Source organism: Pseudarthrobacter sp. B4EP4b, assembly GCF_006680095.1.
In the GTDB taxonomy this organism is placed as follows: Bacteria; Actinomycetota; Actinomycetes; order Actinomycetales; family Micrococcaceae; genus Arthrobacter.
The window spans coordinates 74774-101361 of the sequence record NZ_VHIJ01000009.1 but is presented as its reverse complement, the minus strand read 5'-3'; the positions used below and the strand labels follow the sequence as shown (position 1 = coordinate 101361).

Here is a 26588-nt window from a genome sequence, read left to right as displayed (position 1 = left end):
GTGTCGACAGGCAATGGTGTCTTGGACAAGAAGCTCATGTTGCAGATGCAACGGTGGCGGGACGACCTGTTGTCGATCGACAGGCGTCAGAGGCTGGTTTATTTTCAGCACCCCAAGAGCGGAACTTTTGAAATTGTTGAACCTGGTTGCGCCGGTGTAGAAGCGTTGGTAGGTGACGGCGACGTCATGCTCGTGAGCAGCGAACCGGCCGACGAGGAGGCGGGCGAGTCCGCACTGTCCCTAAGGCTTCCGACAAAAGGTTCCCGAACCCTACGCGTCGCAGGTAAAACGGCTGTCCAGATCTGGAGCACCTCAAAGCGGTTGCACCAACGCTCGGAACAAGAGTATGCAGACCGGGGCGTATGGACCCTTTATCTAGGCCACGGCATGCTCAATTGGATAGATCCTGCTGACGGAAAGAAAATCTCCAGTCCGTTGCTGCTGGTGCCCGTCCGTCTAGCCAAGGAGGGGAAACAGTATGTGCTGAGGCGAACGGAAGATGAGCCGTCGCTGAATACGGCGCTCGGCCTCAAGCTGAGCAGGGACTTCGGACTGGACCTCCCGGAGTTCGACATAGACGACCTGAACGTCGCGACGGTGCTTCCCGGTGTGCGGAAGGCTATCGCGCACTACACGGAATGGACTGTTGACGAGCGGGTAGTCATGTCCATCTTCAGCTTCCACAAGGAAGCCATGTATCGTGACCTTGAGCAAAACGAAGCCAAAATCTCAGCCAATGGCATGATTCAACTCATGGCCCTGGGGCCGGAGGCGCCGAACTCGGAAGCTTTCTCCTTTGACCCTGTTTCCGACGAAGACCTGGACTCCAGCCTGCCGCCGGAAAGGCTTCACAGCATTCTTGACGCCGATGGAAGCCAAAGAAAGTGCATTCTCGCGGCGAGAGATGGCCGGAGCTTTATCATGGACGGGCCTCCAGGCACTGGCAAGAGCCAAACCATCGCCAACATCATCGCTGAGCTCATCGCTACAGGGAAAACGGTGCTATTCGTCAGCGAAAAGGCGGCCGCCTTGGATGTGGTGCGCGACCGGCTGACGAGCAGGCAATTGGATCCGTTCCTGCTTGAGTTGCACAGCCACAAGGCAACCCGTAAACAGGTGGTCCAGACACTGCACGCTGAGCTCACCAGACGGCCCATAGCCAAGAGCGCCTTCTCAGAAACGGACCGCTCTCAACTCACTAAGAGCCGGACTCGGTTAAGCGACCACGCTGACGCCATGAATGAGGTCCGAAGCCCATTGGGGCGGAGCCTTTTCGACGTCTTGGGACGCTTGGCGCAGCTGACAGATGTCGGCGAGTACCCTGCTGGTGATCCCAGCAAACTCGGCTCGCTTTCCGCCGACACTCTTGCTGACATCCTGCTCAGCGCAACGTCACTCTCGAAGGTTTGGCGCCCAGCGGCTGAGGGCGAATCCTTTGCCTGGCGAGGTCTAGCCGGATCTGGTTTTACCCAGGCGCAGGTTAAGGAAATTGAGAAGTGCGTTGATTCTATGGCACTGGCGAGTGACCGCCTCCTGCGGACCGTCAGGCTCTTTGATGCGCAAATGCCATTCTGGCCTGTTGCCCTAGACACTGCAGGCATCCGCTCTCGAACAGAGCTTTCCGCCCTTCTAAGTAAGAAAAGGAAGACGCCACAACACTGGTATTCCGATCCTAAATTCCCTGATGTCCTTCGCAGGATTGAAAAGCTTCAGGCTGACGACACTGAGTACAAGGCCAAGGAGTCTCAGATCAGCGGGCTATGTGATGACCGCTGGGACAAGGACGACAAAGCCCTTACTGCTCCGCTTGCAACATTCCTTGAACGCGATCCGGCCATTTTCAGCCGCCCCCTCAACCAGTTTCCGTTCGGCCAGCTCGACGGTATCGAGCTGGCAACTGCTGCAACTGCCTCACTGATCGAGTCTCTATTCGGCAAGGCCAATCAACTGGGCGTGCTCTTCGATGTTGAACCGCAAGCCCTGACGCTCAACAAATGCCGTGCCCTTTCGTCCCTCGCGGAGCTCAGCCAAGAGGGTAGCCTCCCGGAACCAAGCTGGATCAACCCGAGCATTCAGGGGGCTTTGGAGGAAAGCACCCGTGTCCTCGGGGAACTGGCTGCAATCGTGCGGGAGCGTCAGATCGCGCTGGAGTCGACATTCAATCCCGAGATTCTTGCCCTTGACCTGAAGGGCCTCAAAGCACGCTTTGAGCTACAGCACCGTGGATTGAAAGCATGGAGTAAACAAGCCCGCACTGACAAGAAGACACTTCGTGAGGCGACCGTCGCCGGAGTAGTCAACAAAGAGATCATTGGGATGCTTGGCGATGCGATTGCCTGGCAGACAGCGCAGGAGAATCTCGCTGCCAACGAACTCGAGTACGGGCCGCGGCTTGGCAGTTACTACCGAGGTACAGCAACTGATTTCACGAGAGTGGCCCAGGCTCTTGAGGTTGCCAGAACAGCTTTGAAACTGGCTGGGGATGACATAGCAACCTCCGCTCTGGCCCGGCAGCTCAGCAAAGCCAGCGAGCCGGACGAAGAGCTGATCCCCCTAGCGAAAGACGTCGCCAGCATGGTGGAGCGCTTCGGGGTTGATACACACGCACTATTCGGCCCCGTTTTCCATGAACAGGTCGGTGATCTGCCACTGACGCACATTCTGGGAACTCTCAAGGCTGCCCAGGAGAATTTCTCGGCCGCGGGGCTCCTGCGAGATCGGCTTTCCGAGATCTTCGGCGACACGGCGACTCCACTAGCGGCAACTACTGCTCTCCGGCACATCAATGACTTGGTAGAAATGGACGAGAAAACCTCACAACGGTCGCCGGAGGACTCGGAGGTTTTGGGCAAAAGATACCGTCCAAGGAAAACCGATTGGGCAGCGATGCGCGCCGACTACGCCTGGGTCGAAGCTTTATGTAAGGTCATTGGAGGACGAATCGATGAAGATGATGTCCGGTACGTTGAAGAATATGACGGTACCGACCTTGACTTGGCTGGTGGCCATTTCACGTGGCTGATGGCCAGAGACAAGCTGCTCGCCTTCTTCGATCCGGAGCGCTCGGTCGAACTCGCGGCCGAACTGGACGAGGACCTTGAAGGCGCAGAGGAGCTCCTTTCCAGACTGGGCTCTAACGTGGCTGCTGATGTCGATGTGTGGTTTGAATACAAGAAGCTTTTTTCTGCACTTTGTGACGCGGGAGTTTCAGAGACACTGATAGCACTGCGAGATTGCCATGCGTCGGCTAACCTCGTGATGCCTTCCGTTGAACGGGCAGCACTGGAGCCTTGGGCGGAAAGCATCATTGAGGGCGATGACAGGCTCTCCGAACATCGAGCGTCGGGCCGGGAAAGCCTGCTGAAACAGTTCCAGGATCTTGATTCAAACCTTGTTGGCAACGCCCATGCCGACGTCGTAACCGCCTGCGTTGCCCGACGTCCACGAAGCATGGCTGGGCCGGCGGCGATTATTGCCCATGAAGCCAACAAAAAGTCTCGTCACAAACCCATCAGGCGATTGCTGGAAGAAACTGGATCAGTGGTTCAAGGGCTGAAACCCTGTTTCATGATGAGCCCCCTTTCTGTATCGCAATATCTTCCGGCAGGATTCGTCTTCGATGTCGTCATCTTTGATGAAGCCTCCCAGGTTATGCCCGCAGACTCAGTCAATTGCATTTACAGGGGTAAACAGCTCATCGTCGCGGGGGACCAGCGACAGCTGCCGCCCACGTCCTTCTTTTCGGCTGCAGATGTCGAAACAGACGACGAAGACGAACCGGACAACTTCGACAGCGTGTTGGACCTCTGTAAAGCGTCTGGGGCTATGGTGTCCCTCCCGCTTTCGTGGCATTACCGCAGCCTGCACGAAGATCTCATTACCTATTCGAACTACCGGATCTACGAAGGAAAACTCAACACTTTCCCGGGCGCAACCCAGGAAGCTGATGACCTCGGTGTACATCATGAATTCGTTCAGGGCGTCTATCAGCGCGGTGCGGGGAGCAAGAATCCGATCGAGGCGGAACGTGTCGTGGATCGCGTTCTCGAACATCGCCGAATCAACCCGGACCTTTCACTCGGGGTCGTAACTTTCTCAAGCCAACAGGCCGAGGCGGTTTCAGAAGCCATCGAACGTCGCGCAGAAATAGAGCCCATATTGATGGGCCTCATGGAGGACCATGACCGACTCCACGGGTTCTTTGTGAAAAATCTCGAGTCCGTTCAGGGCGATGAGCGAGACATCATCATCTTCAGCATCGGCTACGGGCCGGACGAAGCGGGCAAGCTGGCAATGAACTTCGGTCCGCTCACCCGGAAAGGCGGCGAACGACGGCTGAATGTTGCGATCACTAGGGCACGCCGTCGGGTGGAAGTAGTTAGCTCATTCCATGCCGGAGACATGACCGACGGCGCATCCTCGGGAAACCGCCACCTGAAGAACTATCTCGACTTCGCCGCTCGGGGCCGGGCCGCCCTGGCTTCGGACATATCTGGCTCCGTGGGGGACGCCGAGAGCCCCTTTGAAGAGGAAGTCATTCGCGTAATTCGGTCCTGGGGATACGATGCCGTGTCTCAAGTCGGAGCCGCCGGCTACAGAATCGATATAGGAGTCCGTCACCCCGACAAGCCAGGAAGTTTCATGCTCGGCATTGAGTGTGATGGCGCCGCCTATCATTCCGCTAAGAGCGCTCGTGACCGAGACCGGCTGAGGGAATCCGTTCTGCGGGGCCTGGGCTGGGATATCTACCGTATCTGGGGCCTCAGCTGGTACAGAGATCGATCCACTCAAGAAGTCGCGCTTAAGCAGGCACTTGAAGACGCCGTTGCAGGAAGGGCTACGATTCCTGCCATTGCTCAGCAAGCAGAGAGCGCTGGGTTGATGGAGTATGAGGAGGTAGACCTGTCGGCGCCGCCCGCTTGGACGGTCCCTTACACCTCCGCATCCAAGCCTGCCCATCGGTATTGGTACCAACCGGGGGATGGCGACGCGCTTACGGACCTCATTCAATACGCCGGTCATGTTGTGAGCGTTGAGGCGCCCCTTCACGTCGATACCTTCCACACACGGTTGCGGGAGCACTGGGGAGCCGGGGCCATAGGTCCGCGTGCCAAGGTCAACATTGAAAGAGCCTTATCGCTCGCCAAAGTCAGCGGTATGAAGGTGAAGCTCGATAAGGAAGGGTTCATCCGCGTCGATGGCGCAAACGCGGTGAACGTCCGACGCCCGACCGGACAAAGTGACATGCGTAAAGCGGGTGCGATTCCGCCGGAAGAGTTCGATGAGGCAGTACGCCTCGTTGTGGCTGACTCAATAGTTATCACCGAGGAAGAACTTCTGGTTGCCGTCCGAAATGTCTTTGGGTGGGCGCGACGCGGCGTTGATATTCAAAATGCACTGCAGCGAAGTCTCCGGAGGGCAGTAAAGAAGGGATACTGCCTGCGTAGGCCTGACGGGTCCTACGAGACCGCGCAATAACGGCGTACGCCGGAAGCGCCCGGAAGGCATGATCCTGCGGGCGTTTCGTAATCCTGAGGTGGGCGGGGTACGCAGTTGTTGCTCACCGTGGGCGGTTATCTATCTTCGAGAAGCACCGCACGCACTGTGAGTTGTGGATCGCTGTAATCTCATCCATAGGCACTAGACCCTAAGGAGGTACGTGTGGTTCGAGCGGAGAATGGGACGCTTGCGGGTGTTCTTGAAGGCAAGAAGCAGTACCAGGTACCCCTCTACCAACGGGTGTACTCCTGGGGCAAGAAGCAGCTCGACCAGTTGTGGTCGGACGTCGTGGAACTGGAGCGCACTCTTGGCGACGACCCGAAGGCGTCACACTTCATCGGCTCCCTCGTCCTAGCCAGCAGTCCTGACTTCGGGGCCATCGGAGTCAATAAGTTCCTGGTCGTTGACGGCCAGCAACGCCTGACCACTCTGACTCTTCTCCTGGCTGCACTCCGAGATCATCTGATCGAAACCGGGGAAACGGACCGAGCTCGAGGTATCGATGCCCAATACCTCATCAACGTTTACGACGATGGCAGGCCACTCAAGGTGATGCCGACGCAGACAGACCGGCCCGCCTATATGGCTGTTCTCAACCGCGCTCCTCAGGCCGGCGGAGAGGATACCGTCGGTGACGCCTACCGATTCTTCCGCTCGAAGATCGCCGCAGCTGACGACCCAGACGACCCACACGACCTGCATCTGCTCGAGGCCGCCGTTGTCCGCGGACTGGCGCTCGTCGTCGTCACGGCCGAACCGTCAGACAACGCACACCGCATCTTCGAGTCCTTGAACAATACTGGCCTTCGCCTGACACAAAGTGACTTGCTCAAGAACTATCTATTCATGCGGCTCGGTGACCGGGCAGAAACCGTCTACGACAACATCTGGCTGCCCCTGGAGAAAAAGCTTGACTCTGAAAACCTCGAGTTGTTGTTCTGGCTAGACCTCGCTCAGCGCGATGAACGGGCAAAACAGTCTGATACCTACATAGGACAGCAAAAGCGGCTCGAGAAACTCAAGACCGTCGACCAGGTAGAGGCCGAAGTAATCCGTATAGCCGGACTGGGCGACGTGCTCGTAACGATTCTCAACCCTACGGAGGAGAAACATACCGAGATTCGCAGACGCCTCACCAGGATAAAAGCCTGGGGCTCGGCAACCGCATATCCCGTGGTGATGCAGATCCTCGCCCGCCGCGCCGCCGGCACCGCCGCCGATGATCATGTGATCCGCGCTCTTACATACCTCGAGTCCTACTTCGTGCGGCGGATCATTATCGGCCGCGCCACCGCCAACCTGAACCGGACACTGCTCCAAGCTGTTGGTGCGATCAGTGGTACTCAAGACATCGACGTGGCTCTACGCGACTACCTGTCCCAAGGCCGGAAGTACTTTGCAACCGATCAGCAGGTTCGAGAGGCAGTTCAGACTGTTGCCTTTTACTGGCAGGGCCGCGGAACTCAGAAAAAACTCATCTTGCAGTGGCTCGAAGAGGCCTACCGTCCGAAGGAGGTCCTCGACCTCGACCCACGGCACCTGACTATTGAGCATGTCTTACCCCAGACGATGACTGAGTCCGTACGGGAAACGTTCGCAAAGGGTTTCGAGTCAGACGCAGACATAGATTACGAGCATGAGCGCATCGTACACACCCTGGGCAACCTGACTCTCAGCGGGTACAACAGCGAGCTCAGCAACAAGCCGTTCCATGAGAAGCGGGAGTTGCTGGCTAAGAGTGGCGTTTCGATGAATCAAGCAATCGCTGTCCGCGCCACTTGGGGTGCCGCCGAGATCAACGCGCGCAGCGCTGAACTGGCAGAGAAGATTATCGAGTTGTGGCCTGGCCCCGATGAAAGCGTCATTGCTGTGGGCGAGGAGCCGTCAGCTCTGCGCAGCCAAATTGCCGCGGTCGTGGCCGAGATCCCGGCGGGCCGATGGAGCTCCTATGGGGATGTCGCCATTGTGGCGAACACATGGCCACAGCCACTGGCTGGGATGCTCGCGAACTATCCGATAGCGAACGCCTGGCGAGTACTGCAAACTGGCGGAACCATCTCGCCAGGTTTCCGCTGGCTCGAGCCCGGCCGCAATGATGACCCACGGACGGTCCTCGAGGAGGAAGGAATCAGATTCGATGCTGAAGGACGCGCGGATCGCGACCAATTTATTGGTGCAGAGGAGCTTGCTGAAGCCGCGGGTCTGGATGTCGACGAGAATGTGATCGCCGCACGACGCAAGAGGGTGAGCGGTCATGCTCGGACAGGAAACAACGTGGACCTGAAGAACGCCCAGCTGGTCTTCTTCGAGCGCGTACGCAACTACGGGCTTACACATGCCACGAACATCGGAACGTGGCGTAAACCATCGCCACAAAACTGGTATGACGTGAGCCTCGGAGATTCTCGTGCAGTGATCTCGCTTTCGGTTAACTCGCAGAGCCAGCTTGTAACCGCACAGTTCTGGATCAATTCCGATAAAGGTCTCTACGCGAAGTTGCTTGCCCAGCGCACCGCCATCGAAGCCGATCTAGGGTTTGAGGTGGAGTGGGACGACAAGCCCGACCGCAAGGCCTCCAAACTTGTTAGCAAACGCCCCGGCGACTTCCTTGAGGAGGCCCAGTCCCAGGAACTTGTGGAATGGCTCGTGACTAGGGCCGACACGTTCGCGCGAGTCTTATCGAATTACCTGCAAGACAGAGGGCAGCGCGGAACTTTGGGAGACCAACCTGTTTTGGAGTGGGGACCGGACTGGGCACACCGGTCTACGGAAGATCGAACATGAGCTAGCAGGACTCTTGCCCGTTGCTACTTCTTCCGCATCTTGTCTATTACTGCCACTACTTTGCGGTAGGTATCTTTGGCTTCGGGGCTTGTTACTGCACGATAGATCTTCTTGCCGTCCGCAAGTAGTTTCCCTGCCTTAGCCTGGGTCTCAGGGTCCTTGGCAACAACGTAAACTTTGGTGGCGGCAGCTTTTGCCTTCTGTCCGCCGTCCCTAATTAAGGCTGCGGCTTTGTCTGCCTTTCCGGCCATGATCTGCTCCGTATCAGTGGTGGCTTGTCTAATGAGATGAACATGCGCAAAGTCCGTGGACGCTTTGCGCACAAGCAGCTTAGGCGGCGACTGCTGGGAAAACTACGAGCGATCCGTCGCTGTTCCGTTCGATCTCGATTGCAACATCATCCTGATGGGCAATCACCTGTAGGCCGTCGCCCAGAGCGCGAAGGCGGTATGCGGCCTGCAGTAATTGGTCTACCTCGCCCGGCGTGAATGCTGGAAGACGGAAACCGCCGTCGCGCTTCACTTCGAGCGCAGAGAGCCGAAGCAGAACCAGGTTGACGTCTGACTCCAACTCGTCGGTCCCACGCCCGTCGTTGTGAAGCGTCCCGATGAAACTCTTGAAGGAATTGTCAGTGTCTTGCTGGGCATGCTCGACTGCTTGAAGAACAAGCACCCGGCGCTTAAGTGCTATAGCCAGACGGGCAATTTCCAGGTATGCGCGAAAAGTGCCACCTTCCTCCGTGATGCCGGGGAACGACTTTTTCAGTTCACTCACTTCGACTGCTCGGTCGGGTAGCGCATCCAGCGCCGCCTCCCACTTCTTCAGCCGCCGGCGCGTGGCAGCGATCGCCGTATTAATGGCGTGAACGGACGAATCCAGGCCAAGCGAGAAGCCGATTCGGCCCTTGTCAAGAAGGATGGAGGTTGCTTTGTCGATTGCTTCACGACAACCGTCCAATTCGTTGCGTTCCTTATCGAGGTTGTCCTCGTGTAACTGCTCTAGGAGGTCGGTGATGCGCTCGATTGCTTGCTGGCGCTGGTGTTCAGCGTGAGCGCTGACGCTGACTGCTACAGCCATAAGCACAAGTGGCGCGGCCACTGTTAGGGCTCCGGCACCGGCAACCGCTACACCTGCTGCCCCTGCACCCGCAGCTGCAGGTGCTACGCCCGCTGCACCTGCAGCGGCGGCCTTGCCAGCAACAGGTACAAACGTGGCTGCACCTACTATTCCGGAGGAGTCAACCAAGGCACCATGGATACCTCCTGCAACTCCTTTGGCCGCCATGGGGCGAACAAGTCCTTTGCCGACCTGCGTGGCAACCTTTGCCGGTACGACCATCCGATAAAGCACGTCTCCCGTGTCCGCAACGTTTAACTTCTCGGGAGCTGATTTTGCAGTCTTGTTTACCAGCTCGGCTAGCTGCCTAGCGAGCGGGCTTGCTGCGTCAAGCGGGAGCCCGCCCTTCCGATTGCGGGTCGGTGGCATAGGGTGCATTTCGAGTGTGGCGATGGGAGAATCCGCAAGTGCTGCCAGGGCCGTTCTTAGTTCTGCAAGGCGAGCCGATGTCATGCCCTCGTTCCCGAGCACGTCCGCTACGCTTACGGCCTCTGTAGCTAGCGTCCATACCGGCACGAGTGCCTTGTTGTCATTAATCACTTTTGTCCCCTCATGAAAGTGAAGTCCGCCTTAGTATGTTGTGCGACGCCGCTTGCGGACCCGAGAACGTAGTTCTTGCTCAATTCTCACCGGTCGCTATCGTCCCACATTGAGATCAGAATTTATGAAAGTGTCGTCGGCATAACCTCGGGCGAGTCCCGCTACACTGATCCTGAATCAGCCGGACAGCAATCTCTCGAAGGCAATCACCGGGAACGGAGCCCAAGCCGTTTCAAGGCAAAAGGGGTCCAGTGTCCGAAGCTAAATCATTCAAGCCCGTCGCGTTCATTGCATCCGCGGTGGCGGTGCTACTGGCTGCACTGCTTGTAGCGACCATGCTTGGGTTCGGTCCGTTTTCGAGCAAGAGCGAGCGGAGCCAAACGGTTCTATTGAAGTCCGTCAGGGACGTAAGCCAGTACCACGCTGCGGTGGGTAATTTTGAGCTTTTGTTGGACGAGAAAGAAGACACCGGGGGGCTTCCCGAATTCATAGCAGGACGTCGGACGCTCTTTGTGGCCGCTGGCACCGTCAATGCATATGTCGACCTCTCAGGCCTCAGCGAAGAGGACCTTACTCTGTCAGCAGACGGCAAAGCGGTGACGCTGCGGCTGCCCGAGCCGCAGCTCGACAAGCCCAATATCGACCATGACCGGTCCTATGTGTACAGCCAGGATCGGGGCATCGCCGACCGAGTTGTAGATGCGTTCACGGCGCCTCAGCAAGCGGAGCTCTATCTCCTCGCCGAATCAGATATGGCTAACGCTGCCAAGGACTCCGAGCTTCGACAGCGAGCAGCTGAGAATACCGAGGCCATGCTGACTGGTTTATTCGGTTCGCTCGGATACCAGGTCACTTTTGAGAGCGATACAGCTGGCTAGCTTGCGACCTTGGGGCATGTGATCCAAACCCTGCTTTGCCTACCTAATGGCCACCCGGGACGGCTCGGTTAGGGTGGGATCAACGACCGGGAGCGGATGAAGCCCGGAAGGCCAGGTAGCGCGCATCCCCACGTCCGACAAGGCCTCCCAGCACATCCACTGCTTCAGCATCCCCCGCGCCCATGTCCGTGGTAAGCCACCGCACCAGCAGGCCTTCAACCTCGCTGGCCCTCACGGCCGCCCCAACCGCCAGGTCCAACTGGTCCCGAAGCAGTTGCACCGACAGGACACCGGACCGCGAAAGTAAGGGAGCGGAGTAAGCCGCCAGCGCTTCCGCAACGAGCCCCTTGCGCAGCAGCTGCAGCACCCGCCCGGAATCTGAACACCCCGCAAGCCCGACAGCAAGTCGATACGGGTTCGAGTCCACCGCGTCGCCCAGCATGGACCGGACCCGGAACATCTCCGTGCGGACGGCCTGCGGTGTGCCCCCGTCTCCGTGCAGCTCATAGGCAAGTTCCTCGGCGCTCCACCCCTGCGACCGCGAATCCAACAGCGCCAGGATCTCAGCCCGCCGCAGCGTCAGCGGCACCCGGCTTCCGTCAGTAAGCACTGCCGCAGGCTTGTCGCCCAGCAACTCCAGTGACGAAACAGCAGCAGGCCGGGCCACACCCCGCCGGGACGCACGCACGGAAGACTCGGCACCCGAGGAGGCGCCGCCGTCGGACGTTACCAACAGTGACTCCGCCACCCGGACCGCGCACCGCACCATGCGCAGCGTGTCCGCGCTGATGGTGTCCAGCGGCCCGGAGACGTCCAGCACGCCGAGCAGCCGGCCGGTTGCCGGGTCCGTGATCGGCGCCGCCGTGCAGGCCCAGTCGTGGTGGGTGCGGACCAGGTGTTCGGCGGAGAACAGCTGCACCGGCCCGCCGGTGACCAGCGCCTCGCTGATGGCATTGGTGCCGATCCCCGCCTCGGACCAGTCCGCCCCCTCGGAGAACTCCAGCCGGTCCGCCCGCCGCAGTGCCTCCCGGCTGCCCACCCGCCACAGGATCTCGCCGCTGGCGTCGGTGAGCACCAGAAGGTGGCGGCCGGAACTCGAATCGTCGGCCAGCAGGTCCTGCAGCGCCGGCATCACCTGCTGCAGCGGGTGTTCGCGCCGCAGCTGCAGCACGTCGGCCGGATCGTGTAGGTGCCGCGGGCTGTGCTGGTCCGGGCTGATGCCCAGCGCCATGGACCGGCGCCACGACTCGGCCAGGGGTGTGGGGATCTCCGGGCGAGTGACACCGGAGATGACCAGCTCGTGGGCGCGGCGGAGGGCACGCTCGTACTTCGCCGGGTCCGAAAACCTCAGGCCGTAGTCCACCATCTCCTCCTCACCGCCGGCGTCTTTGCCGGCAGTGCCCGTGTAACGCGCTTGTTACCCCTGCAGCGTTCCAATAGTGATGCAGCTCACGACCGCCCCAGCATACCGCAGGGACCCCGGCGGGATGGAGCCGCCCGGACCACCTGAGGGACCGACACAAAGGAGTGGAGATGACTGAAACACCCACCGCCGCCGCGCAGGACTGGCTCGCCAGCCTGGACACCGCGCTGCAGCGGCACGACGTGGACGCCGCGCTGGACCTCTTCGAGGACGAGGGCTACTGGCGCGACTTCGTGGCGTTCACCTGGAACCTGAAAACACTGGAAGGCAAGGCGGACATCCGCCGCATGCTCGAGGCCAGGCTGGCCCACGTGCAGCCAGCCAACTGGGCGCTCGCCGAGGACGCCACGGGAAGCACCGGCGCGGACGGAACGGTGGAAGCCTGGATCACGTTCGAGACCGGCGCCGCCCGCGGCTACGGCCAGCTCCGGCTGCGGAACGGCAAATGCTGGACACTGCTCACCACCATGCAGGAGCTGAAGGGCTTCGAGGAGAAGAAGGGCCCGCGCCGCGAGCAGGGCGTGGCGCACGAAATCGTCCGCGGCCGCCGCTCCTGGAAGGAACTCAAGGAGGAGCAGGAGGCGCGGCTGGGCTACGAGGAGCAGCCCTACTGCGTGATCATCGGCGGCGGCCAGGGCGGCATCGGCCTCTCAGCGCGGCTGCGGCGGCTGGGCGTGCCCGCCATCGTGATCGAGAAGAACCAGACCCCGGGCGACTCCTGGCGGAACCGCTACAAGTCCCTGCACCTGCACGACCCCGTCTGGTACGACCACCTGCCCTACCTGAAGTTCCCGGACGACTGGCCCGTCTTCGCCGCCAAGGACAAGATCGGCGACTGGCTGGAGCACTACACCCGCATCATGGAGCTGAACTACTGGTCCGGCACCGAGTGCGTGGGCGCCGAGTACGACGACGGCACGCAGGAATGGGCGGTCAGCGTCCTCCGCAACGGGTCACCGGTGACGTTGCGGCCCAAGCAGCTCGTCTTCGCCCTGGGCGTCTCCGGCTACCCGAACATTCCCGCGTTCGACGGCGCCGAGAGCTTCCTGGGGGAGCAGAGGCACTCCTCGCAGCACCCCGGCGGCGGGGACTGGACCGGGAAGAAGGCGGTGGTGATCGGCTCCAACAACTCCGCGCACGATATCTGCGCGGACCTGTGGGAGCACGGGGCCGACGTCACCATGGTGCAGCGCTCCTCCACGCACATCGCCCGCAGCGAATCGCTGATGGACCTGGCGCTGGGGGACCTGTACTCGGAGCGGGCTTTGGCTGCCGGGGTGACCACCGAGAAGGCGGACCTGCTGTTCGCGTCGCTGCCCATGCGCATCCTGCCCGAGGCGCAGGTGCCCGTGTACCAGGAGATGGCTAAGCGGGATGCGGAGTTCTACTCGCAGCTGGAGGCTGCCGGGTTCGAGCTGGACTTCGGCGTGGACGGGTCCGGCCTGTTCCTGAAGTACCTGCGGCGCGGCTCCGGCTACTACATCGACGTCGGCGCGTCCCAGCTGATCATTGACGGGCGGGTGAAGCTGAAGTCCGGGCAGGTTTCCAAGATCACCGGCAACGCCGTGGTGGTGGCGGACGGCACCGAGCTGGAGGCCGACCTGATTGTCTACGCCACCGGGTACGGGTCCATGAACGGCTGGCTGGCGGACCTGGTCTCGCCCGAAATCGCGGACCGCGTGGGCAAGTGCTGGGGATACGGTTCAGACACGCCAAAAGACCCTGGCCCGTGGGAGGGGGAGCTGCGCAATATGTGGAAACCAACGAATGTCCCCAACCTCTGGATCCACGGCGGCAACCTGCACCAGAGCCGGCACTACTCCTCTTACCTGGCCTTGCAGCTCAAGGCCCGGATGGAAGGACTCGAGACGCCGGTGTACGAACTGCAGCCCAGCCACCACACCCGGTGACCCCGGTGGTTGAGCCTGTCGAAACCTCGGATCCGACCAGCTCAACCACCCAAGCCATGTCATGCTCTACACGACCGCTCGTTTCTCAAAATCTCCGCAGAAATACGGCAGTGTTGGATCAAGACCGGCTTTGGCCGTGGGACCGGGTGAGATGATTCACGCACCATACGCTTCATGCGCACCTGTATAGATTTGGGGGGTCTCCACAATGAAATATAGAAGGTCCTTATCAGCCCTGGGTCTGATGGCCATGCTCGGTCTTAGCCTGTCTGCCTGTGGGGGCATGCCCGCCGTCTCGGCAGCGTCAACCTCGGCCGCCCCCGCTGTTTCGTCGCCTTCAGCTTCACCGGTCGCCACTTCGACGCCTGCGCGGGTCGAGAAACCAACGCCGACTCCGACACCTACTCCCGAGGTCACAACGGCTCAGATAGGAGATGTGGCAGTAAACGGCGGAATCCAAATTCAGGTCACCTCAGTCGTGGCGTCTCCAACAGTGACGCTCAATACCTCCAGCTACCGCTCGGGTAGCGGATATGAATCGTACGAAGATGTACCCCCTCAGTCCGGAGGGAAGTACATTATTGTCACGTCTGTGGTCACGAACAACTCCCACGCTCCTATAGACCTGACCTGCGGCTTTCCTATTGAGATCAAGGCTTTCAACCTTGCGTCTCAGCTTTACAGCCCAATCGAGGATAATCGGAAAATAAAAGGCAACCCCGAATGCAATGCCGAGCTGCAGCCGGGCTTTGAGTCACCGATGATTTGGGCCTTCATGGTGCCCGACAAGACCACCATAATAGCTGCCATGTTCGCAGAAGTTGATTTCTCGTCACATAAAAAGGTTGAACCCACGATCATTTCCTTTGGTGCCGGATTCTAGGTGAAAAAGGAGGCTGGGAGCTGAATTATTCCGGAAAACGGCCATCACTAAAGACCCTTTGGTGGCGGTGCAATGGGGCTTCAATAATGACCTAGCAGACACGTCGGCAGAGCAACGATCTACGGGAGCGGCTGCCGTTCGCCGGCACTAATGGAGGACGACGGCGGAACGGAGTCCCGCCGTCGTCGTTCCAAACGTTGCTGCCGGGCCGGCGACCGAATCCGGGGGAACTCTTAGCCCTCGCGGTCGATCTGCAGGTAGCTGAGTCCGCTGAGGTCGAGCCAGAACTGGGTGGGAGTCTCCACCAGGCGCAACAGAACGCCCTCGCAGGAACTGCAGCGCACCACGATGCCCGGGGCATCAGCGTAGACCTTTGCTTCCGCGAAGGCCCGGACCGCGCCGCAGTGCTTGCACCGCCCGATCGCCGCGACGATATCGAAGCGGAACACTTCCCACAGGGGTCCTGCCGCCGCGTTTCCATCGAGATGGGGTATCGGGTTGTGCTCAAAACCGGCGATGTCCCGGTCCTCAGGGCCCGGGTTCTCAGCTCCGTGGGAAGCGTGTTTGCCGGTCACCGGGTTCCTCCCGTTCCGCCGAAGCGTTCGGTCTTGATCGAGGCGGCGGGATAGCCTGCCTGGACCAGCCATTCTGCGACCGTTTCGACAAATACAGTCTGGCCACAAATGAAGATGTCCGGTGGAGGGTCCGCCGGCAGGATGCTCGCCAGCAGCACCTCAGCCGTGAGCCGTTGCGGAGCGGCAGGCCAGCCCGGGGGCGCTTCGCGTGTGTAGACATAGTCGACGGTCAATTTGGGGGATTCCCGGCCCAAGGTGAGCAGCTCCTCACGGTAGAACCCCGCCTTGGGCGACTTGAGCGAATACAACAGCCGGAACTGGGACGGGTTTTCCGAGGCCTCATGCGCCCGGATCATGGACATCAGCGGCACGATGCCGGAACCGCCGGCGATCAGCTGCACCGGGTTCGTGTCCGTCGGGCGCCAGACGAACCAGCCGCCCACAGGGCCACGGATCTCCAGCTGGTCGCCGATGGCAACATCCCTGACCAGATAGGGGGAGACTTCACCGTCAGGCAATTCGTCAACAGTGATCTCCAAGAGCTCATCCATGCCGGCCGTCGCCACCGAGTAGGAGCGGACCGCCGAATAACCGTCGTCCGCCGTAAGCCGGATATCGATGTGCTGTCCGGCAAGGTTGCCCATCAGACCGTCAACCCGCAGGCCAATGGTTCTGGACGTTTCCGATTCGGGCACGCCGCTGACCACTTCGGCGACGCGCCAGAGCCCGGTCATCGGTTCGACCTCATGAATACCGCTCTTCACGCCACGGGTCGCCGTGAATGTGGTAACCGTTGGATTCCCAGAAGCCCGGGACATCGGTCTGCGTCAGTTCAAGGCCGTTGACCCACTTTGCGCTCTTCCAGAAGTACAGGTGCGGCACGAGCAGCCGGGCGGGTCCGCCGTGGGCGCGCTCCAACGGCTCACCGTCGAATTCCCAAACCACCCAGGACCGGCCGCCCAGGAGATCCGGCAGCGGAACATTGGTGGTGTAGCCGCCATAAGAGTGGGCCGTGCTGTACCGGCAGCTCGTTTCCACATCCTCGAACAACGTGTCCAGGGATACTCCCCGCCAGGTGGTGCCCAGCTTGGACCAGCTGGTCACGCAATGGATGTCAGTGGGGATGTCAATCTGCGGGAGGTCCATAAACGCCTCCCACGACCAGGCATGCCGCCGACCGGCTTCAGTAGTGATGAAGAATTCCCAGTCTTCCCTAGGGATGTGGGGTGCAGGTCCGGCGCTCAGGACCGGAAAACTCGCCGTCTCGTACTGGCCTGGAGGTAGGGCTGGGTTGCCGGCATGCCGTTTTCCATGAAAACCGGACGAAATGATGCCCATCATGCACCTCCAGTGCGGAGCTTCCGGTCGACTGTGATCGGTTCCCCAACGATAGGGCAAGCGCACAGCAGGGTCTAGAGGTCCGTTTGTGGTTGTGGGTGGGGGCAGAATCGGCAAGTGCCAGCACCATTCCGCAGTGAGGATGATGGCCTAAAAAGTCATTGAGAATTCGGCGCCGCTGGCGCAAACTGACGAATACCCGCCCATCGAGGTCTAGTGAACGCTGGCGGAGAGCGCCAGCTGAACTTTTCGGCTGGGGCATACCCAGATCATTCCACCGGAGGCGCAGCTATGAGTGACATATTGATTCGGCAGGGCGACGGCACCTGGCGCGAGGCTGAATATGCGGGATATGCCTTGGAATCGGACCTGCAGGCGATACTCGCTCGGCATCCTGACCTGATACCAGGGGTTGGCGCGGGTGCGCGGACATGCCGTGAGTTTCAGTCCGAGGCGGGCCCAGCGGACATCGTGGTTGTCGGTGCTGACGGGGACCTGACACTGGTTGAATGCAAGCTGGCGGCTAATCCTCAGGTCAGGCGCGAGATCGTCGGGCAAATGTTCGACTACGCGTCGCGTCTGTGGAAGATGGATGTGGACGATTTTGCGGCACGCTGGCAGAGCCGCACCCAGGAGTCCCTGTTCAGCGAAGACTCCGAAATCGGGTTCCCCCTTCGAGAGGCGGTTGCACGGAATCTCGCTGAGGGACGGTTCAGGATCGTTTTGGCCGTGGACGCGATCAACTCGCCTCTGAAGAGAATGGTCGAATACCTCAACTTCATGTCCGGTCCAAACACCTCGGTTGTCGCCGTCGAGTACTCACGTCTCACGCAGGGCAGCATCGAAATACTAGCGCCGCGCATTTACGGACAAGAACTGGCTGAAGTCCGGGCAGGAGCGAACAAAACTGCCCCTGGCGACCTAGTGGTATGGGACGCCGGAACCTATCGTTCGTGGCTCGAGTCGAATGACAGCGCTAGCATCGGAAGCTTTGACTTGTTCCTCAGTGAAGCCTCTCGAGCTGGGCTAGCCTTCATCGGTTCGAGGAGTCCCACTCCGGCCGCTCATCTTGAAATTTCTGACGCAGGCGGTAAGCAGTTGGGGAGGGTTTCGCTGTATTTTTACACCGGTCAACACACATCCATGGAGCTTGATTTCACCAGAATCTTCAAGATGTCACCCGAGGAGAAGCCTGATATGTCGGTCCTGAATGAGTTCGTCGATCAATTAGGACGGGCTGAGGGGCTTAAGGAAGTGGCAGACTCGTTGCGCACCACACAGTTTGCCAGCCGGCGGCCGAGTGTCCCACTGGCGCGGCTTTCGGAAGAGTCCATTCGCCAAGCCTTCATTGCCTTGAGTGTGATCACCAGCTAATGGCCTAGTTGTAAAGGCAACTGCTGGGACACGGACCAAGCGGAGAACCAGGACACCCCGATCAACCCGCCTTCCCGCCGTCGAGCAACTCGACGGAGAGCAGGTCCCCGGTAGCGGTGCCGGGCAGGGCATGGACGGCGAACACGAGCGCCCCGGACGCTTCAGTCCGTGCCTCTGCCGGAACGGCGTACTCGATAACCTCGGCGACCTGCTCGACGCGGGAGCGCAAAGCCTCGGTCAGGGGCACACCGTTGAGGCTGATCCGTTGCCCGCTTCCGCTGTCGGGCCGCATCCTGACCCGCACGGCGGCGGCACTGCCGCTGGGATCCCTGAGGACATAGGAGAACCAGCCCGTTGCGTTGCGCCAGTGCACACCGTCCTGACCGCCCGCCCGGGTGGCTTCGCCGGCGAAGAAGTGGTCAGACTCGGGCTGCTGCTCACCGGCGGTCACGGCGTCGATCACACCACCCCTCGTGGCCGCGGCAGCATCAGCTGCGGCAAGCTCGGCCGTCCGCACCTCGGCGGATGCACCCGTGGGCCAGTACACGGTGTAGCGCTCGTCGTGGATCCCCACGAACGGCTCGAGCGTGAGCCGCACGGTTGCGCCGTCCCGGACGGCCGTCAGTTCCGCGGTGATGGCCGCCCGGTTGGACAGTTCGACGGCGGCCACCGGGTCTGCTGCAACCACCACCGGGGTACCGGCCAAGGGATCCTGGGGACCGGAGGCAACATGGCCCATGCGCTCATCCGGCGCCTCGAAAGATCCCACACCGGCGGTTCCCTCCCGCGCGGCGAGGACCACGGGCCCGTAGAGGAAGGAAACCCAGGGAGAGCCGTCAGGCAGGGCTTCGGCCGTGATGTCGGCCTGCAGCCGGACGGAGACGGTGGTGGTTCCCTCCCACACGCGATGGAGGAAGCCAGCGTCCCCCTCCACTGCCTGTGCCTGCGGCCGTCCGCCGGCAGCGTCTTGGACACGAGTCTCCATGGCCGTCGCCCATTCCGGGCGGCGGAGCCGCAGGGTGAAGGCAGTGGGGTTGTCCGCGGTGACGGTCAGCCGGACGGTGTCCGAGTGCGGGAAATCCGTCTCCATCCGGACCGTCACGCCGCGTATGGCCCAGTCGAGCTCGGAGGCGATGTAGAGGTTCACCGCCAGGTCGCCGCCGCTGTGGCTGTAGATCAGTTCCCCGTAGCGGGCATGGTTTTCCAGGCCGGAGCCCACACAGCACCACATGGACTCATGGACGGTGGAGTACACCCGGTAGTGGGACGGGCGCATCGGTGTGAAGTACACGAACCCGCCGCGCTCCGGGTGCTGGGAGGAGAGGATGTGGTTGAAGGTGGCCCGTTCGTAGAACGCTACCGCTGCGGGGTCGCCAGTCCGCCCGAAGCGCAGCTTGGCGAGCTTCAGCATGTTGTAGGTGTTGCAGGTCTCCGGCCCCTGGACGTCCAGGATCATGGGCCTGAAATCGCGCGACGGGTGGAAATGCTCCCGGACGCTGTTGCCCCCGATCGATACAGTGCGCTCAAGGGTGACGGTGTCCCAGAAGTAGTCGGCAGCCTTGAGGTGCTCACCGCTGCCCGTGGCCTGCGCGTACCGTTCGTACCCCACCACCTTGGGTATCTGCGTGTTCGCGTGCAGCCCGTCCAGCCGGTCCTGTCCCTCGGCCAGGGGCTTCAGGATGGCGCGGTGCGAAAAACGGTCAGCCTCGCGCAGGTAGTCCTCCCGCCCCGTCAGCTGGGCAAGGGACGTCAGGGTGTCGTTCATGCCGCCGAACTCAGTGGTAAGGACTTCCTCGAACAAGGCGTCGTCCAGGCCGGCCGAAACCGTAAGCCACCAGTCCGCCAAGCGGGTCAGCATCCGCAGGGCGGATGCCGCCCCGGCATACGTATAGGCATCGAGAAGCCCGGCAAAGGTCTTGTGCAGGTTGTACAGCGGGACCCAGCGCCCGTTCAGCGTGAAAATGTCCGCATCAATGTCTCCTGCCCGGAGTTCGTCGCCGAGGCGCCGGCCGCCGGGAACCCCGCCCAGGTACCCGGTGCCGGCCGCGGCCTGGCACTGTTCGAACACGTCCAGGACGTATTGCAGCCGCTTGAGCAAACGAGCATCGCCCGTTGCCGCAAACAGCTGCGAGCAGGCAGAGAGGTAGTGCCCGCCGATGTGTCCTCCCATGCCGTCGGATTCCCACCCGCCGTAAGCAGCCGCCGTCGTCGCAAGTCCTGCTTCCCTCCGGTAGGGCGCACAGAGGCGGTCGGCGTCCAGTGCCAGGACATAGCGGATGCTGGTGTCCTGCGCGGCCTTGAAGTCGCCTGGCAGCAGCCGGACGCTGCTCAAGGAAAAGGACGACGGCGGCAGAGTAGTTTCCGCGAAGGCGGTGGTGGGGTGCATGGGAAGTGCGGCTTTCTTGGCTTGGGTGTGTGAGGAGCGGGACGGCGGGTTCTTAGCCCTTGACGGCCCCCGCGACGAGGCCCCGCACGTAGTAGCGCTGGACGGCTGCGTAGAGGATGAGGCAGGGGAGCATCAGCAACACCGCGCCTGCGATGACGTAGCCGTAATTCACCGTTCCGAACGCGCCGGAGGCCACATTCTCCACCGCCACGGGCAGGGTGAAGAGTTCCTGCCGGGTGAGGAAAGTCAGCGCACCCAGGAAGTCTCCCCAGGCGCCGAGGAACGCGAAGAGGAATACGGTCACGGCCCCGGGGACAATCATTGGCCTCAGCACGGAGAACAGGATCCGGAGGGGACCGGCGCCGTCGATCCGTGCCGCTTCCACAACCTCTGCCGGAATCTGCGCGAAGGAGTTCCTCATCAGGAAGACGCCGAAGGGGAGGTTGAAGGTGAGGTGGAAAACGATGATCCCGGCCAGCGAGTCCGTCAGGCCCAGGGCGTTCATCTCCAGGAAGAGCGGCGTCAGAATGGCCTGGAAGGGGACCATCATGGTCAGCAGGATGAGCGCGAACGCCAGGTTCGAGCCACGGAACGGGTAGTTGACGAGGGCGTACGCGGCAAGTGTAGTGATGACCACGCTCAGCACAGCGGAGCCAAGCGCAATGGTCAGGCTGTTCCAGATATAGGAGCCGGCGCCGATGTTGTTGATGAGGCCGATGTAGTTGTCCAGGGACAGGTCTGTGAACGACTGCCCCGCCGCCGGGCCCGCAATCTGGTCTCCGGGCTGAAGGGAACGGAGGATTGACCAGAGGACCGGGGCAACGAAGAGTAGCGAAACCACGGTGCCGATCACGGCGTACAGCACCGTCCTGAACCGTGCCGATGCAGTGGCTTTTTTGGCGTGTGGGGCGTTAGGGGGAGTGCCGGCCAGCCGCGATGTAACCCGCGGCGGCGCTTGGATGGAAGTTGTCACGATATCTCCTTTGATCGGACCCGGACGAAGAGTGTGTTTGTCAGTCCTCGCGCATGACGCGGAACTGGATCAGCGTGAGGCCTGCTGCGATGACGACGACGACGAAGGACAGGGCGGTTGCGTAACCCACCTGCAGGTCGCCGAAGGCCTTGTTGTAGACGTAGAGCATGGTGGTGAGGGTGTCTGTCCCCGGGCCTCCGCCGGTGATGATGAAGAACTGGGTGAAAGCGAGGATGGCGCCGATGAAGCCCATCACTGTCAGCAACCCGAGGTACCGCTTGAGCAGCGGCATAGTGACCAGCAATTCCTGCTTCCACCGTCCGGCGCCGTCTATCTGGGCGGACTCGTAGAGTTCGTCCGGGATGCTCTGCATGCCCGACATGAGGATGATCATGGTGAAGCCGGAGCCTACGTAGGCGCCTAGGAGGACTATCAGCACTGTGGCGCTCGTGCCGTCCAGGAGCCAGGCGGTGGGCGCCGAGGTGATGCCGAGGTTAAGGAGCAGTTGGTCCAGCGCGCCGCTGTCCGGCCGGAACTCCAGGATGGCCACGAAGCTTAAGGAGGTGATGCCGATGACGTAGGGCAGGAACACTGCAGTGCGGATGAGCCCGGCGCCCCGGCGGTTGGAGCGGACAAGCATGGCGAGCAGGTAGCCCACGGTGATCCCTAAAGCCGTGGCGACCACGGCGAAACCCAGCGTGTAGAGGATGGATCCCCAGAACACTGTGTCGGCGAACGCGGTGACGTAGTTTTCGATCCCGTTGAACTCCACTTGGCCCACAAGCGGCCAGTTGGTCAGGGAGATGACCACGGCAAACACCAGCGGAACGATGACGAAAACAGCTACGAGGAGCACGGCCGGGGCGAGCATCAGCATGCCGGTGTAGGATGCGCGCCGGGGTGCCTTCGTCCCAGTCCGGGGTTGGGTCTGGTACGGGGTTGCGGTTGTCATGCCTGATTCACCTTCAGAACTCGGGCAGTCTCTTCGTGCGCTCGCTGTAGAACGTCGTCGAGGGCGTCGTTGCTGAAGACTGCTTCGCGGAACATCGCAAGCCAAGGCGACTGCACGGTGTTGGTGAGCTGTGTGTAGAGCGTGGTGGGAGCGGCGAAGCCTTCGTTCATGCGCTCCATGCCCGGGACCATAAGTGGGAATTTCTCGGCGAAGCCTGTTCTGAGTATGTCGCTGCGGACCGGATACCAGCCCAAGGCGGCCAGTTCCTGCTGCTGTTCGTGCTCGCCCACGAAGCGGATGAAATCCCAGGCGGCACCCGGATTCGCGGCGCCGCGGGGGATGGACAACACCGCTCCGCCGGAAAACTGGGAAAAGTTTCCGTCAGGTCCCGGGAAGGCGCTGACACCGAGCTTGTCCAGAAAATCCGGTGTTGCACCTCCTACCACCAGATCGTAGGACCCCGGAAAGAGCCCGACGGTTCCTTTCAGGAAGTCTTTCCCCCAAGCCGCACCGGAATCTGCCTCGGCCCCTGGCTGGGCAAGTCCTTCCGTGTAAAAGTTGCGGTACAGCTCAAGCGTCCTGCGGAGCGGCTCGTTGCCCAGCACCGCCGCCTGCTGGCGGCCCAGCGGCCCCTTGTAGAACGGGCTCTGGTCTGCCCAGAAATGCGGCTGAATCACGTAGCCAAGGATCCCGGCGGAGTTACCGGTGAAGGTCACCCCGGAAACCCCGTTTATGGACTGAACCGCCGCGGCGTGCTCCAGGTATTCCGTGTAGTTGCTGGGGCCCTTCTCCGGGTCCAGCCCAGCTTTTTCGTAAAGTTCCTTGTTCCAGAACAGTTGGGAGACGTTGGAAAGGGCCGGGAGCCCGTAGATTTTGCCGTCGAAGGAGGCAACGTCAAGGAGCGGCTTGTTCAGGTACTCGGCGTAGGGGAGCCCGTTGATCAGCGGGGTGAGGTCCGTGAAGGCGTCCCGGGTGGTGAAAACGGGAGTTGTCACCGAGTCAGGGGCTACGACGTCCGGCACGGAGCCGCCCCGGATCGCGGTGGCGAGCTTTGTGGTCATCTGGCCCTCCGGCAGGACGGTGAGCTGTATCCTCACTGCCTGCTGGGCCCGGTGGTATTTGTCCACGATGAGCTGGGCGGGCTTGAAGGCTGTGGCTCGGCACCAGAAGCGGATGGTGCCCGACGGGTTCTTCCCGAAGTTCACTGCAGCCACATCGGTTTCGGGCAGGACAGCCGAGCATCCTGACAGGCCGAACGCCGCTGCCGCGGCTGCGGCTCCGAACGTAAGTACTGAGCGGCGGCTGAAGTCCCGGCTGCCGCCGTCGGGGGAATTTTGGGCGCGGCGAAGGCCGGCCGGTGGGGAGTGCATCATTGGTCCCTCGTGGTCGTTGACGTTGGTGGAGCGGATGGGGGTTTAGGTGGAATCGCGGACGATGAGCTGGCAGGGCTGTGCGTCCACGCCGGGCCTGCTGTTTCCGCCGATGGCTTCAAGGACGCGGGTTCCTGCGGCGCGTCCCAGTTCCTCAAGGTTCATGTCGATGGTTGTCAGGGAGGGCCTGCAGTTCACGGCCGCTGCTGCCCAGTTGTCGAAGCCGATGATCGCGACGTCATGAGGCACCACAATGTTTGCCTCCCGGAGTCCGTCGGCTACGCCACGGGCGATTTCGTCACTGCCGCACAGCACGATGTCCACAGGTTCCACCCGCTGGCGCAGCATCTGTGCGGCTTGCCTGCCCCAGGCCTCGGACCAGTTCCCGTAGAGGGGACGGTCGCCCACCAGGGTCAGTCCGAAGGTTCCGGCATGTTCCTGTACGGCCTGGGCGCGGATGCGGGCCGAGTAGTCCTGGCGCGGCCCCGCTACGTAGGCGACGTTCTGGTGGCCCAGGTTGGCGGCATGCTCGAGGGCCAGGAGCATTCCCTGCACTTGGTCAACCACCACGGACATGTCTTCGGGGTCTGAAGAATGTCCCATGACATAGACGATCGGAACTGATGTCGGGGGCAGGGGGGTGCGCGGGCCGGTGAGGTTTGTCATCACTACGATTGCATCGACATTGCGGGAAGCCAGCGTCTCCACGCAGTGGCGCTCGCGGACCAGATCGCCCCGGGAGTTGCTGATAAGCACCGATGCATGGTCCGGGCCGAACGAGTCCTCCAGCCCGTACATCACGGGAATGCTGAAGCGCCCAATGTCGTCCGAGGTCACCAGGCCGATAGTGAGCACATCATTGCTGTTGCCTTCCGCTGCAGGGGCCTCGAAACCGAGTTCCCTTGCTGCGGCGAGGACACGGTCCCGCGTATCTTCACGCAACTGGCCCCGCTTGTTGAGCGCCTTGGAGACCGTGCCGATGGAAACGCCGGAAGCGTTGGCGACGTCGGCCATGGTGACCCTGCGGGACGTGAAGCTCACGGATCCTCCTGGAAGTGATGAGATGTGCAACACACTCACCATAGGTTCCGGAAACTTTTCCTGTCAATAGGAAACTTTTCTGCAAGCACTTTTCCTGGCGTATGTCTGCCCTCTTATGGCTGGTGCACTCGTAGGGGCGGGACGACGGCGGGAGGTGGTCCCGCCGTCGTCCGCACTGCCACGCGGAAGTACGATGGCGGCGCTCGCCGCCCGTGCGGCGGCTGCGGGACATGAGGGTATTTCCCCCTATCCAGCACGTGCCCGTGCACGGAAGATGACCGTATGAAAAAACTCGTGCTGGCCGGTCTCACCGCTCTTGTTATGGTTGTTGGCACCCTGCTGGGCGCCGTCGTCCCGGGCAATGCCACGCCCGGCCCCTCGATCACGGCGGGGCAGATCATCGTAAAGTTCCGCGACAACGCCGCGGCCCCGGGAGTCCTCCGCCCGCACGGGCTCAGTGACGGGCCCGGTGTCGGCAGCACGGGCGCGCACCTCATCACGGTGCCGGCCGGAAAGGAGCTGCAGCTCGTTGAAGCACTCAGCCGGAACCCGGCCATTGAATATGCGGAACCGGACTATGTGGTCACTCCGGCCACAAACGACACCTACTTTGACCGTCAGTATGCCCTGGAAAACACTGCCCAATCGTTCCAGAACACAGACCGCAAGATCACGATAGACGCTGGCACGAAGGATGCCGATGTGGACGCCGTCGAAGCTTGGAACGTCACGAGGGGCGGCGGGATCAAAGTTGCCGTCCTCGATTCCGGCGTCGCAACCGACAACCCCGACATCAACCCGAAGGTGGTTGCACGGGCCAACTTCACCACATCGAGAAACAACGAGGACAACTACGGCCACGGCACGCACGTCGCCGGCATCGTCGCTGCCTTCGCCGAGAACGGCATCGGCGTTGCCGGTGTGTGCCGGGAATGCACCATCCTGGCTGGAAAAATCCTCAGCGACACGGGGATGGGATCCAGCGCAGGACTGGCGAACGGCATCAACTGGGCAGTCCAGAATGGTGCGCGGGTCATCAACATGAGCTTGGTCGTTGGGGCGTCAACCACCCTGGAAACTGCGGTGAACAACGCCTGGAATGCTGGCGTGGTGCTCGTTGCTGCAGCCGGCAACGGTGGAAACACCAGCATGAATTACCCCGCCGCCTACGCCAACGTCATTGCCGTGGGGGCAACGGACAACAACGACAACAAAGCATCGTTCTCCAGTTATGGCCCCTGGGTAGATGTCGCAGCGCCAGGGGTCAGCGTCTACTCCACCTTCCCCAACCACAGATTTGTCCTGGCGAGGGAGTACAACCGTTCCCAAGGGTATGACATCGGCAGCGGCACGTCGATGTCCTCACCAATCGTCGCCGCCGCCGTTGCGCTCGCCTGGAGTGCCAACCCCACCGCGAGCAATTCGGCAGTCCGCGCCAAGGTCGAAGCGAGCACAAACACCATTGAGGGCGTCGGGACTTTTTGGACGCATGGCCGGGTGAACGCAGACCTCGCCGTCCATTGGTGAGAAGGCACGCTCTGTTACA

The 26588-nt window shown here is 61.3% G+C and carries 18 protein-coding genes; 7 read left to right on the top strand and 11 right to left on the bottom strand.

Annotated elements, in window-relative coordinates; genetic code table 11:
* Both FNL14_RS03695 and FNL14_RS03690 read left to right on the top strand, forming a co-directional pair.
* On the top strand, positions 1-5478 hold the full coding sequence (locus FNL14_RS03695) for a DUF4011 domain-containing protein (RefSeq protein WP_181762533.1): 5478 nt from the start codon (positions 1-3) through the stop codon (positions 5476-5478).
* A gap of 183 nt (positions 5479-5661) precedes the next feature.
* The gene (locus FNL14_RS03690) at positions 5662-8283 is read left to right on the top strand and encodes a DUF4268 domain-containing protein (protein ID WP_142057717.1); all 2622 of its coding nucleotides are present in this window, start codon (positions 5662-5664) and stop codon (positions 8281-8283) included.
* 23 nt (positions 8284-8306) lie between these two features.
* Here FNL14_RS03690 and FNL14_RS03685 read toward each other — a convergent pair whose 3' ends face one another.
* Together FNL14_RS03685 and FNL14_RS03680 are read right to left on the bottom strand one after the other, a co-directional pair.
* Positions 8307-8534: a hypothetical protein gene (locus FNL14_RS03685; RefSeq protein WP_142057715.1), complete on the bottom strand. Its 228-nt coding sequence runs from the start codon at positions 8532-8534 to the stop codon at positions 8307-8309.
* Between the two features lie 79 nt (positions 8535-8613).
* Positions 8614-9939 carry a hypothetical protein gene (locus FNL14_RS03680; RefSeq protein WP_142057714.1) on the bottom strand — a complete coding sequence of 442 codons (1326 nt, stop codon included), beginning with the start codon at positions 9937-9939 and terminating at the stop codon, positions 8614-8616.
* Positions 9940-10190: 251 nt separating this feature from the next.
* On the opposite strand from FNL14_RS03680, the gene FNL14_RS03675 reads away from it, so the two are divergent.
* The gene (locus tag FNL14_RS03675) at positions 10191-10817 is read left to right on the top strand and encodes a DUF4230 domain-containing protein (RefSeq protein WP_142057712.1); all 627 of its coding nucleotides are present in this window, start codon (positions 10191-10193) and stop codon (positions 10815-10817) included.
* Positions 10818-10896: 79 nt separating this feature from the next.
* Here FNL14_RS03675 and FNL14_RS03670 read toward each other — a convergent pair whose 3' ends face one another.
* The gene (locus FNL14_RS03670; protein WP_142057876.1) at positions 10897-12180 is read right to left on the bottom strand and encodes a GAF domain-containing protein; all 1284 of its coding nucleotides are present in this window, start codon (positions 12178-12180) and stop codon (positions 10897-10899) included.
* Between the two features lie 170 nt (positions 12181-12350).
* Between FNL14_RS03670 and FNL14_RS03665 the strand changes: the two genes are divergently transcribed.
* Together FNL14_RS03665 and FNL14_RS03660 are read left to right on the top strand one after the other, a co-directional pair.
* The gene (locus FNL14_RS03665) at positions 12351-14150 is read left to right on the top strand and encodes an NAD(P)/FAD-dependent oxidoreductase (RefSeq protein ID WP_142057710.1); all 1800 of its coding nucleotides are present in this window, start codon (positions 12351-12353) and stop codon (positions 14148-14150) included.
* A 436-nt stretch (positions 14151-14586) separates the two neighbouring features.
* On the top strand, positions 14587-15033 hold the full coding sequence (locus FNL14_RS03660) for a hypothetical protein (protein WP_142057708.1): 447 nt from the start codon (positions 14587-14589) through the stop codon (positions 15031-15033).
* Positions 15034-15266: 233 nt separating this feature from the next.
* On the opposite strand, the gene FNL14_RS23470 is transcribed toward FNL14_RS03660, so the two are convergent.
* From FNL14_RS23470 to FNL14_RS03645, 3 genes are read right to left on the bottom strand one after another with little or no spacing between them, the layout of a single operon-like run.
* Complete coding sequence (locus FNL14_RS23470; protein ID WP_255470691.1) at positions 15267-15608, bottom strand: DUF6510 family protein; 342 nt, start codon at positions 15606-15608, stop codon at positions 15267-15269.
* Positions 15605-16342, bottom strand: coding sequence for a ferredoxin reductase (locus tag FNL14_RS03650; protein ID WP_142057706.1), 738 nt, complete (start codon positions 16340-16342; stop codon positions 15605-15607). Before FNL14_RS03650 ends, FNL14_RS23470 begins: the two co-directional genes overlap by 4 nt.
* A gap of 10 nt (positions 16343-16352) precedes the next feature.
* Positions 16353-16946 carry a molybdopterin-dependent oxidoreductase gene (locus FNL14_RS03645; RefSeq protein ID WP_142057872.1) on the bottom strand — a complete coding sequence of 198 codons (594 nt, stop codon included), beginning with the start codon at positions 16944-16946 and terminating at the stop codon, positions 16353-16355.
* 291 nt (positions 16947-17237) lie between these two features.
* Between FNL14_RS03645 and FNL14_RS03640 the strand changes: the two genes are divergently transcribed.
* On the top strand, positions 17238-18320 hold the full coding sequence (locus FNL14_RS03640; protein WP_142057704.1) for a hypothetical protein: 1083 nt from the start codon (positions 17238-17240) through the stop codon (positions 18318-18320).
* 61 nt (positions 18321-18381) lie between these two features.
* On the opposite strand, the gene FNL14_RS03635 is transcribed toward FNL14_RS03640, so the two are convergent.
* From FNL14_RS03635 to FNL14_RS03615, 5 genes are read right to left on the bottom strand one after another with little or no spacing between them, the layout of a single operon-like run.
* On the bottom strand, positions 18382-20706 hold the full coding sequence (locus FNL14_RS03635; RefSeq protein ID WP_142057702.1) for a beta-L-arabinofuranosidase domain-containing protein: 2325 nt from the start codon (positions 20704-20706) through the stop codon (positions 18382-18384).
* Between the two features lie 52 nt (positions 20707-20758).
* On the bottom strand, positions 20759-21679 hold the full coding sequence (locus FNL14_RS03630; RefSeq protein WP_255470690.1) for a carbohydrate ABC transporter permease: 921 nt from the start codon (positions 21677-21679) through the stop codon (positions 20759-20761).
* A gap of 40 nt (positions 21680-21719) precedes the next feature.
* Positions 21720-22631, bottom strand: coding sequence for a carbohydrate ABC transporter permease (locus FNL14_RS03625; protein ID WP_142057700.1), 912 nt, complete (start codon positions 22629-22631; stop codon positions 21720-21722).
* Positions 22628-24004 carry an ABC transporter substrate-binding protein gene (locus FNL14_RS03620; RefSeq protein ID WP_142057698.1) on the bottom strand — a complete coding sequence of 459 codons (1377 nt, stop codon included), beginning with the start codon at positions 24002-24004 and terminating at the stop codon, positions 22628-22630. Before FNL14_RS03620 ends, FNL14_RS03625 begins: the two co-directional genes overlap by 4 nt.
* 42 nt (positions 24005-24046) lie before the next feature.
* Entirely contained in the window at positions 24047-25042 is a 996-nt protein-coding gene (locus FNL14_RS03615; RefSeq protein ID WP_181762532.1) for a LacI family DNA-binding transcriptional regulator, read from the bottom strand.
* Between the two features lie 282 nt (positions 25043-25324).
* On the opposite strand from FNL14_RS03615, the gene FNL14_RS03610 reads away from it, so the two are divergent.
* Positions 25325-26569, top strand: a complete 1245-nt coding sequence (locus FNL14_RS03610) for a S8 family serine peptidase (RefSeq protein ID WP_142057694.1) — start codon at positions 25325-25327, stop codon at positions 26567-26569.
* The last annotated feature ends 19 nt before the right edge of the window (positions 26570-26588 follow it).

What these genes read in the sequence shown, in the direction of transcription:
- FNL14_RS03625 (WP_142057700.1), bottom strand. Translation starts at nt 22,631, where the DNA reads ATGACAACCGCAACCCCGTACCAGACCCAACCCCGGACTGGGACGAAG.
- FNL14_RS03650 (WP_142057706.1), bottom strand. Translation starts at nt 16,342, where the DNA reads ATGACCGGGCTCTGGCGCGTCGCCGAAGTGGTCAGCGGCGTGCCCGAA.
- FNL14_RS03645 (WP_142057872.1), bottom strand. Translation starts at nt 16,946, where the DNA reads ATGGGCATCATTTCGTCCGGTTTTCATGGAAAACGGCATGCCGGCAAC.
- FNL14_RS03685 (WP_142057715.1), bottom strand. Translation starts at nt 8,534, where the DNA reads ATGGCCGGAAAGGCAGACAAAGCCGCAGCCTTAATTAGGGACGGCGGA.
- FNL14_RS03665 (WP_142057710.1), top strand. Translation starts at nt 12,351, where the DNA reads ATGACTGAAACACCCACCGCCGCCGCGCAGGACTGGCTCGCCAGCCTG.
- FNL14_RS03620 (WP_142057698.1), bottom strand. Translation starts at nt 24,004, where the DNA reads ATGATGCACTCCCCACCGGCCGGCCTTCGCCGCGCCCAAAATTCCCCC.
- FNL14_RS03635 (WP_142057702.1), bottom strand. Translation starts at nt 20,706, where the DNA reads ATGCACCCCACCACCGCCTTCGCGGAAACTACTCTGCCGCCGTCGTCC.
- FNL14_RS03640 (WP_142057704.1), top strand. Translation starts at nt 17,238, where the DNA reads ATGAGTGACATATTGATTCGGCAGGGCGACGGCACCTGGCGCGAGGCT.
- FNL14_RS03610 (WP_142057694.1), top strand. Translation starts at nt 25,325, where the DNA reads ATGAAAAAACTCGTGCTGGCCGGTCTCACCGCTCTTGTTATGGTTGTT.